This is a genomic window from Kushneria phyllosphaerae, assembly GCF_900312995.1.
Lineage (GTDB): Bacteria > Pseudomonadota > Gammaproteobacteria > Pseudomonadales > Halomonadaceae > Kushneria > Kushneria phyllosphaerae.
The window spans coordinates 221,618-233,949 of sequence record NZ_ONZI01000004.1 but is presented as its reverse complement, the minus strand read 5'-3'; the positions used below and the strand labels follow the sequence as shown (position 1 = coordinate 233,949).

Below are 12,332 nucleotides of genomic sequence, written 5' to 3'. Positions count from 1 at the left end.
GCCTCTTGGGTGCTTTTTCTGGCAGTAGAAGAAAAACTTTCTAGAGCTGTTGGCGTTGCCTATACTCGGAACCGCTTAGTAACAACATCGTTGCCCTAGCGTTGCAAAAAAGAAGGAGTCTTGCATGAATAAATCAACAACTGGCTTGCTGCTGGGATCTGCTCTCGTAATGGGTCTCGCTGGCTGCGCCAGCTCAGGTTCTCAATCCTCTGGCGCTTCTTCCAGCGGCGATTCCTGGTACTCTTCTCCTTTCGTGTGCGGTCTGGCTGGTGGCCTGATCGGTGGTGGCCTCGGTTACGGTGTCAGCAGCAATGACGATGAAGAGACTGGTGCTGCCGTCGGCGCAACTGCCGGTGCAACAGCAGGTGCCCTGCTTTGCTCGGGCGGCGATAGCCGTGAAATGGATTCTGACAACGATGGCGTGCCGGATTCTCGTGATGAGTGCCCGGGTACACCTGCCGGCGTTGCCGTTGATGCCAAGGGCTGCCCGATCGATACTGATGGTGACGGCGTACCGGACTATCTCGACCAGTGCCCGGGTACCCCGGCTGGTGTAGAAGTCGATTCACGCGGCTGCCCGCTGGATTCCGATGGTGACGGCGTACCGGACTATCAGGATCAGTGCCCGGACACCCCGGCAGGTACTCAGGTCAATGCACTGGGTTGCCCGGCATCGCTGGTACTGCGCGACGTCAACTTCGAATTTGATTCTGCGAAGCTCAAGTCCAATGCAGAACAAACGCTTAATGATGTTGCCGAGAAGCTCAACAGCAATGAACAGGTTCGCGTTCGCCTGGAAGGTTATACCGATTCCGTCGGTAGCGATTCCTACAACAAGGATCTGTCTCAGCGTCGTGCAGAATCCGTTCGCCAGTATCTGATTTCTCAGGGCGTATCAGCTGATCGCATGGAAGCCCTCGGCTTCGGCGAGCAGAATCCGGTAGCCAGTAACGATACTGCTCAAGGTCGTGCAGAAAACCGCCGTACTGAAGTTCATCCGCTGGGTGATGACGGTAAGGTGATGGATCGTACCGGCCAGAACGGTTCCAGCAATCAGTAAATCCTGCTGATCTGGATCTGATAAAAGAGGGCGCTTCGGCGCCCTCTTTTTTATATAAATGCTGTGTGTCAGATGCCAGCGACTGTTGCAATGTTCAGTTATTAGCTGGACGTCATTCGTCACTCTTTGTTAGTTTGCATGCCGGCTTATAGCTTGCCTCACGCCTGCCAGTTCCATGACGCATTCCCTGTGTCGTGCTGACAATGTAATACCTCAAGTGACTCCTGGTAGCGGTCACCACTGAAAAAGGAAGGAACTCCTATGCCCATCGTCACGCTTCCTGACGGTAGCCAGCGTCAATTCGAATCTCCCGTATCCATTATGGCAATTGCCGAGTCCATCGGTGCCGGTCTGGCAAAAGCGGCCATTGCCGGCAAAATAGATGGACAGCTGGTCGATACGGCCGACGTTGTCGACCATGACGCAACCGTTGCCATCGTGACTGCGAAGGACCAGGAAGGGCTCGAGATTATTCGCCACTCCTGTGCGCATCTCATTGGACATGCCGTCAAACAGCTGTACCCCGAAGCCAAAATGGCCATTGGTCCTGTCATTGATGACGGCTTTTATTACGACATCGATTTTGGGCAGTCTGTTTCAAGCGATGATCTGGAAAAGATCGAAAAGCGCATGCGCGAACTGATCGACGAAGGGTATGACGTTGACAGGAAGTACGTCGACCGCGATCAGGCCATGGAGGCTTTTGTCGCCAGAGACGAACCCTACAAGCAGGATATCGTTTCCCGTATTCCAGCAGGCGAGACCATTCGCCTTTATCATCACAAGGAATACACGGACATGTGCCGGGGACCTCACGTTCCCAATACCCGGCATCTCAAGTCCTTCAAGCTTTTAAAGCTGGCCGGCGCCTATTGGCGCGGCGATGCCTCCAATACCATGCTGACACGCATTTATGGCACGGCCTGGGCGGACAAGAAGCAGTTGAATGCCTATCTGAAGCGGCTTGAGGAAGCGGAAAAGCGCGACCACCGCAAGCTTGCCCGACAGCTCAATCTCTTCCATCAGCAGGAAGAGTCGCCCGGTATGGTGTTCTGGCATCCGCGAGGCTGGGCCATCTGGCAGGCAGTCGAGCAGTATATGCGTCGCGTGTATCACAGCGGCGGCTATCAGGAGATTCGCTGCCCGCAGGTCATGGACGTCAGTCTCTGGAAAAAGTCCGGTCATTGGGACAACTATTCGGAAAACATGTTCTTTACCGAGTCGGAAAAGCGCGAGTACGCGCTCAAGCCGATGAACTGCCCTGGACATGTTCAGGTATTCAATTCCGGCCTGCACAGCTATCGCGAAATGCCCATTCGCTACGGCGAGTTTGGTGGCTGTCATCGCAACGAACCTTCGGGCGCGTTGCATGGCATCATGCGGGTGCGTGCCTTTACCCAGGACGACGGTCACGTCTTCTGTACAGAGCGTCAAATTGAACCTGAGGTGACCGATTTCCACCGCCAGGCGCTCAAGGTCTATGAAGATTTTGGCTTTAGCGATATCGACGTCAAGATTGCGCTGCGCCCTGAAAAGCGTATCGGCAGTGATGAAGATTGGGACAAGGCCGAGGGCGCGCTGCGGGCGGCACTGACGGCCTGTGACGTCACCTGGCAGGAGCTGCCGGGAGAGGGTGCCTTTTATGGCCCCAAGATCGAGTACCATATGCGTGACTGTCTGGGCCGGGAGTGGCAGGTAGGTACCATGCAGGTTGACTTCATGATGCCCGGCCGTCTTGGTGCGCAATATGTAGGTGAAGATGGCAATCGTCATACACCGGTCATGCTGCACCGTGCCATCATCGGTTCCTTCGAGCGCTTTATCGGTATCCTGCTGGAGCATCATGCAGGCGCCTTGCCTCTGTGGCTTTCTCCAGAGCAGATCGCTGTGCTTAATATCACCGATGCGCAGGCGTCTTATGCCTCGGCGCTGACCGAGCAATTGCAACAAGCGGGTCTTCGTGTCAAGTCAGACTTGAGGAATGAGAAGATCGGTTTTAAAATTCGTGAGCATACACTCCAGAAAGTGCCTTATCTGCTGGTAGTTGGTGATAAGGAAGTGGAGTCAAATAGCGTTGCTGTCCGAACGCGGACCGGTGAGGATCTGGGAACGATGACAGTTCCCGAATTTCTTGCCAGACTCGATACCGAGCGTAGATAGCAGCATTTCTTTTCAGCAATGGAGACTTGACGATCAAGCGAAATAACCAACGTGGGCGCCCTCAGGAAAAGCGCGCACCCATAAATGACCGTATTCGTGCGGATGAAGTTCGGCTTATCGATAGCGAGGGCGAGCAGCTGGGTGTTGTGCCCATGAATGAGGCGCTTGCCAAGGCTGAAGAAGCTGGGCTTGATCTCGTGCAGATATCCAATGCCGATCCGATCGTTTGCAAGATCATGGATTACGGCAAGCATCAGTTCGAACTGAAAAAACAGAAATCTGCTCAGAAGAAGAAGCAAAAGCAGATTCAGATCAAGGAAGTCAAATTCAGGCCGGCCACTGACGAAGGTGATTATCAGGTCAAGCTCAAGAATTTGACGCGTTTCCTTGAGGAAGGCGATAAGGGCAAGGTCACGTTGCGATTCCGTGGTCGCGAAATGGCGCACCAGGACATCGGACGCAAGCTCATGGAGCGTGTAGAACATGACTTGGAAGACCTTGCTGTTGTAGAATCGCGTCCGAAGATGGAAGGCCGGCAAATGATCATGATGTTGGCCCCCAGGAAAAAGTGATCCGTGGGCAGTTTAACGGGCATGTTGAGCCATCATGGATGGCTCAACATGTCGGCCTCGGGTTTTCTAAAAAATATCGTGCGGAGTTATTCTCATGCCGAAGATCAAAAGCAACAGCGGTGCGGCCAAGCGCTTCAAACGCACTGCCAAGGGCTTTAAGCACAAGCAGTCCTTTCGCAGCCATATCCTGACCAAGAAATCGACCAAGCGTAAGCGTCAGCTGCGCGGTATGAAGCAGATCCATGATGCCGATCGCCGTTTGATCGAGCGCATGCTCCCTTATATCTAAGTCGATTTAAACAACTGAAGTCAGGAGGTTTTCATGGCTCGTGTAAAGCGTGGTGTCGTCGCTCGTCGTCGTCACAAGAAGATTTTGAAGCAGGCTAAAGGGTACTACGGTGCTCGTTCGCGTACTTTCCGTGTCGCCAAGCAGGCGGTTATCAAGGCAGGTCAGTATGCCTATCGTGACCGTCGTCAGCGAAAGCGTCAGTTCCGTGCGCTGTGGATTGCACGTATCAACGCTGCAGCTCGCACTCATGGCATGTCCTACAGCCGCTTCATTAACGGTCTGAAAAAGGCCGGTATCGAGATCGACCGCAAGATCCTTGCTGATCTGGCCGTTCACGAAAAGCAGGCTTTCGGTTCCATCGTCGAGCAAGCCAAGGCTGCCTGATGGTGCTGGTGACTTGATGTCACCTGCCGAAGTGCTACAAGGGAAGAGCCGTCGCTCTTCCCTTGTTTTTTTGTGTGGCAACAATTTATCGTCAGATCCCTGATAACAGGATCAACGTGCAGAGCTTTCCTGGTATCTGCAATCTGCCGTTTTTCATGGAGCAAGACGGATGGAGCATCTCTCCACAGTAGTAGCGACGGCAGTCGAAGCCATTGACGCTGCCGAAGATATCAGGGCACTGGAAGATATTCGTGTCCGCTATCTGGGCAAGAAGGGCGAGGTGACGGCCCTTTTGAAAGGATTGGGAAAACTGCCGGCGCAGGAGCGACCCGCCGCCGGGGAAGTGATCAATCAGGCAAGGCAACAGGTTGAAGCCGCACTGGATGCCAAAAGGACGGCGCTGGAAGCCAGTGCCATGGCGGCCAGGCTTGCAGAACAGAAGGTGGATGTCACCCTGCCGGGTCGGCGGGAGTCGTCGGGTGGTCTGCATCCCATTACCCAGACGCTGCGTCGTATCGAGCAGTGTTTTGCCAATATTGGTTATGACATCGCCGAAGGGCCCGAGATCGAGGACGATTATCATAACTTCGAGGCGCTGAATATCCCGGCGCATCATCCTGCCCGCGCCATGCATGACACCTTTTACTTCGATGCGCGCCATGTCTTGCGCACGCACACGTCTCCGGTTCAGATCCGCACCATGGAGCATCAGGAGCCGCCAGTGCGACTGGTGTGTTCAGGGCGTGTCTATCGTAACGATTCCGATCTCACTCATAGCCCCATGTTCCATCAGGTAGAAGGACTGTTTGTAGACGAGAACGTCAGCTTTGCCGATCTCAAGGGCACCATTGAAGCTTTTCTGAAAGCCTTTTTTGAACGTGACCGGCTCGATGTTCGCTTTCGTCCCTCCTACTTTCCGTTTACCGAACCTTCGGCAGAAGTCGATATTCAGTGCGTTAACTGCGGTGGCAAAGGGTGCCGGGTGTGTTCTCATACCGGTTGGCTTGAGGTCATGGGTTGCGGCATGGTGCATCCCAATGTGTTTGACCACGTCGATATAGATTCGAAGCGCTACAGCGGTTTTGCCTTTGGTATGGGCGTCGAGCGTCTGGCGATGCTGCGATATGGCGTCAATGATCTGCGGCTTTTCTTCGATAACGATCTGCGCTTTCTCCGCCAGTTCCAGTAATTCGTTTCGGTATAGCGAGGCAAGATGAAAGTTTCCGAACAGTGGCTGCGTCAATGGGTTGATGTGGCGCAGGATGTGCAGGCGATTGCCGATCAGATCACCATGGCAGGGCTGGAAGTGGATGCCATTGAATTGGTATCCGCCCCGTTTTCAGGCGTCGTGGTTGCACAGGTTAAAGAGGCCGCTCAGCATCCTGATGCCGATCGTTTGCGCGTCTGCCAGCTCGATGACGGCAGCGGCCAGCTTCAACAAATCGTGTGCGGCGCGCCCAATGTGGCCGCCGGTCAGAAGGTGGCGCTGGCCAGGCCCGGTGCTGTACTGCCCGGCGACTTCGCCATCAAGGAAGCCAGGCTCAGGGGTGTGGCCTCTCACGGCATGATCTGCGGCGAGTCAGAGCTTGGCCTGGTCGAGGAAAAGTCTCCGGGCATCTGGGTGCTGCCGGACGATGCACCCATAGGCGAAGATTTAAGGCAGTGGCTTGGGCTGGACGACCACAGTATCGATGTTGATCTTACCCCCAATCGTGGCGACTGCCTGAGTGTTATGGGGCTTGCACGCGAGATTGGTGTGCTCAATCGGGTTGAAGTCAAAACGCCCGGGGTTGCGCCCGTGGCAGCGCAGGTCGATGAGCGCTTTGAGGTTCGTCTGGACAATGCCAGTGCATGCCCACGCTACAGTGCGCGTATTGTCCGCGATGTTGATGTCAGTACGCCTTCTCCTCTGTGGCTGACAGAATATCTGCGTCGCTGCGGCCTGCGCTCCATCGATATTGTGGTGGACATTACCAATTACGTGATGCTTGAGCTGGGACAGCCGATGCATGCCTTCGATCTGGATCGACTCCAGGGCCATATCGAAGTGCGTAATGCCCGCGCCGGTGAGTCATTGACCCTGCTTGATGGACAGAAGGTGGCGCTTGAAGACAATACCCTCCTGATTGCCGATGCAGAGGGCCCGTTGGCCATCGCCGGTGTCATGGGTGGAGAGCGTTCAGGCGTCAATTCTGACACGCGTCATGTGCTGCTGGAGTCTGCCTTCTTTGCGCCGCTGGCCGTTGCTGGAAGGGCGCGTCAGTACGGTCTGCACACGGACGCTTCTCATCGTTTTGAGCGCGGTGTGGATTCAACGTTGCAGGTGCGCGCACTCGAGCGGGCGACAGGATTGCTTGTCGAGCTGGCCGGTGGCCGTCCCGGCCCTGTCATCGAGCAAACGGATCAACAGGCGCTGCCCGATACCTGCCAGATAACGTTGAGCGCCGAGCGCGTCAGTCGGATTCTGGGCATGACGCTTGAAGACGACGAGATCCGCGATATCCTGACGCGTCTTGGCATGACTCTGAAGGCTTGTGAATCAGGTGGTTGGGACGTCAGTGTCCCGGCATGGCGCTTTGATGTGCGTCTCGAGGAAGACCTGGTTGAGGAACTGGCTCGCGTGCACGGTTATAACCGGTTGCCCGTTCGCTACCCGCAGGCCAGTCTGGCGCCACGTCGTGAGGATGCCACCAAGGTTTCGCTCGATGTCATTCGTCAGCATCTGGTGGCCGGTGGTTATCAGGAAGCCATTACCTACAGTTTTGTGTCTGACGATCTTCAGCAGGCCCTGAATCCGAATGTCGTGACCCCGACACTTGCCAACCCCATTTCCAGCGATATGTCCGTCATGCGCTCGAGTCTGTGGGCGGGCTTGAGCCGTGCGCTGTTGCACAACCTCAATCGTCAGCAGCAACGCATTCGTCTTTTTGAAACCGGACTGGTGTTCAACGGCGAGATCGATGCGTTGACGCAAACGCCCATGCTGGGTGGCATGATCTGTGGCACACGAGACCCGGAAGGGTGGACGAGCCGCAGGGAAGGCGTCGATTTCTTTGACATCAAGGGAGACGTTGAGCGTCTTCTGTCCCTGGGGGGTGTCGAGGGCGAATGGCGTTTCGAGCCGGGTGAGCATGAAGCGCTTCACCCCGGGCAGTGTGCCCGTATCCTGCGAGGTGAGCATCCTGTCGGCTGGGTCGGAGCGCTGCATCCTGCTGTCAGAGAGCAGCTTGGCATCAAGCCCGAGGTCTATGTGTTCGAGCTTGAGCTGGTGGCCCTGCAGCAGGGTAGGCTGGCAGCATTTAGCCCTCTGTCTCGCCATCCGGAAGTCAGGCGCGACCTGGCCTTGTTGGTAGACGAGAGCCTGCCGGTACAGTCGCTTCTGGATGTCATTCGTGAACAGGCCGGGGAAGCCTTAACGGATCTGCGTCTTTTTGACGTCTATCAGGGCGCCGGTGTGGAAGAGGGGCGCAAGAGCCTGGCGCTGGGCTTGACCTGGCAGCATCCTTCGCGCACGCTGACAGATGTTGAAATTAATCAGACAATTGACAATATTGTAGCGGTCTCCTCGGAACGTTTTGGCGCGTTGCTGCGTAACTGAATGCGGCGGCGGGATACTGTCTCCTAAAGATTGTCTCCTACAGGATGTCGGATAATGAGTGCGTTGACCAAGGCTGAACTGGCAGAGCATCTGCACACGTCGCTTGGATTTTCAAAGCGTGAAGCCAAAATGCTTGTCGAGCAGTTTTTTGACGAAATCCGCGGGTGTCTCAGGGAAAACGAACAGGTCAAGCTGTCAGGTTTTGGCAACTTTGATTTGCGCGACAAGCGTGAAAGGCCTGGTCGTAATCCCAAGACAGGAGAGGAGATCCCGATCTCGGCGCGTCGCGTGGTGACCTTTCGTCCGGGCCAGAAGCTCAAGGCTCTGGTGGAAGAGCGCGACAAGGCCTGATCCATTGCTGTATCCACGGCCATGACGATCGTCTGTCATGACATGAAAAGCCCCGCCCATGGCGGGGCTTTTTTGCAGGTTGCTCACCGGGAAAGCGCCTGAAGCACTATGTTACCATTTCCCAAATTTAATCCTGGTGTTCGAAAATCATGCCTGATGTCGGAATTTATGTTGCCACTGTTTATGGCGGCGCGCTGGATGTCGCCGAGCAGATAGCCCCCTTGTTTGAGTCGGCAGGCTACGGTGTCGAGATTCATGAAACCCCCACGCTGGAAAAGCTGGTCGACCCGCGGCCGGACCTGGCACTTTTTTGCATTTCGACCACGGGCCGGGGCGATTATCCGGGCAATTTCACCGGTCTCAGCAGTGCCCTTGAGCAGCAGCGCCCGTCACTTCAGGGCCTGCAATACGCTCTGATTGCCATGGGAGACAGCAGCTACGAGGAGAGTTTCTGTGGTGCCGGGCGCAAGCTGGACGAGCTTCTGACCGCTCTTGGCGCCAGCCGTGTTAGCGAGCGTCTGGAAGTAGACGCCTCGGAAACGCCCATGGCCGACGATGCCGCACTGCCCTGGGCGGAGCAGTGGCTGGAAGCGCATTCATGAGTCGTCAGGGTCTGCTGGCCAGCGGTGAGCGAATCTCCATTTTGCTGGGGCTTGCCCTGACCATGCTGATGGCAGCGCCCGGCTACTACATTGTTCGCGACAATGAGCGTCTGATACTGGTCTGTGGGGGCGTGGCGGCGCTGGTCGTCGTGTCTGCCCTGTTATGGCAGCGTGCCTCCAGCAGCGTCAGGAAGGGAGCGTTGACAGCGCTTAAACGGCTTTTGTTGTGGCTGGTGGCGGGTGTGGCGGCAACGGCGATCTGGCAACTTGCGACAGGACAGTCGCAGGACTGGTATCAGTGGTTGCCCAGAGCCATGACCATCGGGCTCTTGCTGCATGCACTTTATGGCTGGTGGCGCCCTGCAGAGCAGTAGCGCCACCGGCAGTCTGGTCACATTTTACGTGTTCAGCGTATAGCAGGGAACGTATTCACTGCCGGGCAGTTTCATGCGTCCCTGCGCCACAAAGGAGGTCAGCAGCTCATCCAAAGGCGCCATGAGCTCGCTTTCAGCGTTCAGGCGGAAAGGACCCTGTTTTTCGATGGCCCGTACGCCCTGCTCCTTGACGTTGCCGGCCACTATCCCCGAGAAGGCGCGACGCAGGTTGGCGGCCAGATCATGCACGTTCTGGCGACGATGAAGGGCCAGCCCGGCCATTGACTCGTGGTTCGGGGTGAAGGGCTGCTGAAAGTCTCTTGGAATCTCCAGGCGCCAGTTGAAGTAGAAAGCATCCTGATGCTCGCGGCGGAAGGCAGTAACTTCCTCGATACCGTCTCTCATGGCACGGGCCACCCCGACGGGGTCGTCAATCATGATGCGGTAGTACTTTTGAGCCTCGGCGCCCAGCGTGAAGGCAATAAATTCATCAATGCGACGGAAATAGTCGGCGCTGCCGGCCGGCCCGGTAAAGATGATCGGGAAGGGGATGTCGGCATTGTCCGGATGCAGCAATACACCCAGCAGGTACAGGATCTCTTCGGCGGTGCCCACGCCACCGGGAAAGATGATGATGCCGTGCCCAACGCGAATGAAGGCCTCAAGCCGCTTTTCAATGTCCGGCATGATGACCAGTTCATTGACGATTGGGTTGGGAGACTCGGCTGCAATGATGCCAGGCTCCGAAATGCCCAGGTAGCGACTGTTGCGACGACGCTGTTTGGCGTGAGCCACATTGGCACCCTTCATCGGTCCTTTCATGGCGCCCGGCCCGCAACCGGTGCAGATGTCCATGTCACGCAGCCCAAGGTGATAGCCGACCGACTTGCTGTAGTCGTACTCCTCGCGTGAGATAGAGTGACCGCCCCAGCAGACCACCAGGTTGGGATCACGCGAAGGCTTCATGACCCCGGCATTGCGCAGGATATGAAACACGGCGTTGGTAATGCCTTCGGCAGATTCGAGATCGAAGCGACCATGTTTTTCGATTTCGTTGGAGACGTAAACCACATCACGCAGCACGGAAGACAGCAGTTCACGGATGCCGCGAATCATGCTGCCGTCCACGAAGGCATGGGCCGGAGCATTGGTAAGCTTTAGCCGGATGCCTCGATCCTGCTGGATGACTTCGATATCAAAGTCGTGATAGGCCTCAAGCACGCTGCAGCTGTCATCAACCATGGTGCCGTAGTTCAGGATGGCCAGTGCACAGCGGCGAAGCACATCGTGCATGCCGTTGGAGGAAGTGTCTCGCAGGCGATTGACCTCCTGCTGAGAGAGCACTTCCAGACTGCCTTCCGGAGAAATGGTGACTGAAATCCGTGTAGCTTCCTTCATCCTCTTTGATCTCCTTTTCCTGCAGTCAACAAATGCCAGAGGCAAGCTCTGGCGACATGGGTCAGCCCGCGCGGTTCATGGCGCTGTGCCAGAGTTCCTCGATCCGCTGACGGTCATCGCTTTCCATAGCATCTTCCATGAAGGTGCTTTCAAGCCACTGGCGGTAGGTGGCATCGAAGTCCTCGCTGGTTACGTCCTCTGGATCGTATTGCGCCATCTCCTGCACAAGCTCGATCTGCGGAATCATGTAGCCCAGTGCAAAAAGGTCTTCCTCGCGCGCCTCGGATTCCATCGCAAGCAGTGTCTTTTTGATGTCTTCTGCGCGTCTTAAAAAGGGGTCAGGCATGTTGGAGATTCCAATGGCAAGCAGTGTCAAAAATCCTGTCACGGGATGCTAACACGAGAGCCCGAGGAGCTCATGCGGGCCGTGCTCTTTTCTGATAAGGTAGCCGGTCACGCCGTATCTATCTGATCAGAAATGAAGATTTTTTGTTTGCCCGGGCGCATGTCGTTCAGGGCTGTCAGTGAGCTGATAACGTCTCATGTTTAATGCCCAGTATTTCAAAACCTTTATCACGCTGGTGGAAACAGGCAGCTTTACCCATACGGCCCATAAGCTGGAAATGACGCAGCCCGGGGTCAGCCAGCACATCCGCAAGCTTGAACACTATCTCGACAAGACCCTGCTGCGTCGGCACGGCCGTCGTTTTACGCTCACGGAAGCAGGACGGCGGGCCTACGACTATGCCATTCGCCTGTTTGCCGAACATGAACAGTTTCGCCATGGCCTTGATGATGAGTCCCTGAGCAGTGGCGACTGTCGTGTCGCCAGCCCGTCAAGCATCGGCTTGATGTTTTACCCCTTTGCACTGGGCTATCAGCAGGTCAATACCGGGCTGACCATCAACTACAATTTCGCCTTCAATGCCGAAATCGTGCAGGATGTTCTGGCTGGTCGCCATGACCTGGGGATCGTCACGGATATCACGCGTCATCCCGACCTTGAGTATGAGCTCTGGCACCATGAGCCGCTATGCCTGGTGGTGCCTGCCGATTTTCGTGGCAATAGCATCAACGAACTGCTGTCTCTGGGGTTTCTGAACTACTTCGATGGCGTTAATAACGCAAGCCAGGTGCTGCGTGACAACTACCCTGACGAGTTCCGCTCGATCAGTTACTTTCCGCAAAAGGGCTATACCAACGATGTGGCAGTTGTGCTGGACGCGGTCGCTCGCGGGCTGGGCTTTACGGTCGTATCTCGCGCGGTGCTTGAAACCTCGCCTTGGCAGCGCCAGGTTCAGGAAGTACCGTTGTCGGTGCCGGTGTATGAATCCCTGTATGTTTTGACGCGCAGAGGGGTGGAGCTGCCTCGACGATACCGCCAGTTGCTGGATGAATTTCGCGAGCAGCGTCGCAATGCCCTTTATGGCTACGAAGCGCCTGCCGACATGTATGGCTACGAAACGCCTGCCGAGGGCGGTAACGCGTAAGTCTCTCCAGCAGCGTCAGGCGTTGACCAAAAAGGCCGACACAATGTCATCCAT

13 protein-coding genes are annotated in these 12,332 nt (G+C 56.0%); 11 read left to right on the top strand and 2 right to left on the bottom strand.

What is annotated here, in order from left to right:
- Positions 1-124 precede the first annotated feature (124 nt).
- From KSP9073_RS14230 to KSP9073_RS14185, 10 genes are all read left to right on the top strand, one after another.
- Positions 125-1,060 carry an OmpA family protein gene (locus KSP9073_RS14230; RefSeq protein ID WP_108843634.1) on the top strand — a complete coding sequence of 312 codons (936 nt, stop codon included), beginning with the start codon at positions 125-127 and terminating at the stop codon, positions 1,058-1,060.
- Between the two features lie 261 nt (positions 1,061-1,321).
- Positions 1,322-3,220 carry a threonine--tRNA ligase gene (thrS, locus tag KSP9073_RS14225; protein WP_108843633.1) on the top strand — a complete coding sequence of 633 codons (1,899 nt, stop codon included), beginning with the start codon at positions 1,322-1,324 and terminating at the stop codon, positions 3,218-3,220.
- Positions 3,221-3,246: 26 nt separating this feature from the next.
- Entirely contained in the window at positions 3,247-3,792 is a 546-nt protein-coding gene (infC, locus tag KSP9073_RS14220) for a translation initiation factor IF-3 (protein ID WP_086622911.1), read from the top strand.
- Positions 3,793-3,886: 94 nt separating this feature from the next.
- A complete protein-coding gene (gene rpmI / locus KSP9073_RS14215; RefSeq protein ID WP_086622910.1) occupies positions 3,887-4,081 on the top strand; it encodes a 50S ribosomal protein L35 in 195 nt (64 codons plus the stop codon).
- A 33-nt stretch (positions 4,082-4,114) separates the two neighbouring features.
- Positions 4,115-4,465: a 50S ribosomal protein L20 gene (gene rplT / locus KSP9073_RS14210; RefSeq protein ID WP_086622909.1), complete on the top strand. Its 351-nt coding sequence runs from the start codon at positions 4,115-4,117 to the stop codon at positions 4,463-4,465.
- A 169-nt stretch (positions 4,466-4,634) separates the two neighbouring features.
- The gene (pheS, locus tag KSP9073_RS14205; RefSeq protein ID WP_108843632.1) at positions 4,635-5,654 is read left to right on the top strand and encodes a phenylalanine--tRNA ligase subunit alpha; all 1,020 of its coding nucleotides are present in this window, start codon (positions 4,635-4,637) and stop codon (positions 5,652-5,654) included.
- A 24-nt stretch (positions 5,655-5,678) separates the two neighbouring features.
- Positions 5,679-8,063, top strand: a complete 2,385-nt coding sequence (gene pheT, locus KSP9073_RS14200; RefSeq protein WP_108843631.1) for a phenylalanine--tRNA ligase subunit beta — start codon at positions 5,679-5,681, stop codon at positions 8,061-8,063.
- A gap of 54 nt (positions 8,064-8,117) precedes the next feature.
- On the top strand, positions 8,118-8,414 hold the full coding sequence (locus KSP9073_RS14195) for an integration host factor subunit alpha (RefSeq protein ID WP_086622906.1): 297 nt from the start codon (positions 8,118-8,120) through the stop codon (positions 8,412-8,414).
- 149 nt (positions 8,415-8,563) lie between these two features.
- Positions 8,564-9,016, top strand: a complete 453-nt coding sequence (locus KSP9073_RS14190) for a flavodoxin domain-containing protein (RefSeq protein ID WP_108843630.1) — start codon at positions 8,564-8,566, stop codon at positions 9,014-9,016.
- On the top strand, positions 9,013-9,390 hold the full coding sequence (locus tag KSP9073_RS14185) for a hypothetical protein (RefSeq protein WP_108843629.1): 378 nt from the start codon (positions 9,013-9,015) through the stop codon (positions 9,388-9,390). The genes KSP9073_RS14190 and KSP9073_RS14185 overlap by 4 nt, the downstream gene beginning before the upstream one ends.
- Positions 9,391-9,414: 24 nt before the next feature.
- On the opposite strand, the gene ppnN is transcribed toward KSP9073_RS14185, so the two are convergent.
- Positions 9,415-10,788, bottom strand: coding sequence for a nucleotide 5'-monophosphate nucleosidase PpnN (ppnN, locus tag KSP9073_RS14180; protein WP_108843628.1), 1,374 nt, complete (start codon positions 10,786-10,788; stop codon positions 9,415-9,417).
- A 61-nt stretch (positions 10,789-10,849) separates the two neighbouring features.
- The gene (locus KSP9073_RS14175; protein ID WP_133241035.1) at positions 10,850-11,134 is read right to left on the bottom strand and encodes a YfcL family protein; all 285 of its coding nucleotides are present in this window, start codon (positions 11,132-11,134) and stop codon (positions 10,850-10,852) included.
- Between the two features lie 196 nt (positions 11,135-11,330).
- On the opposite strand from KSP9073_RS14175, the gene KSP9073_RS14170 reads away from it, so the two are divergent.
- Positions 11,331-12,278: a LysR family transcriptional regulator gene (locus tag KSP9073_RS14170; RefSeq protein WP_108843626.1), complete on the top strand. Its 948-nt coding sequence runs from the start codon at positions 11,331-11,333 to the stop codon at positions 12,276-12,278.
- Positions 12,279-12,332 lie beyond the last annotated feature (54 nt).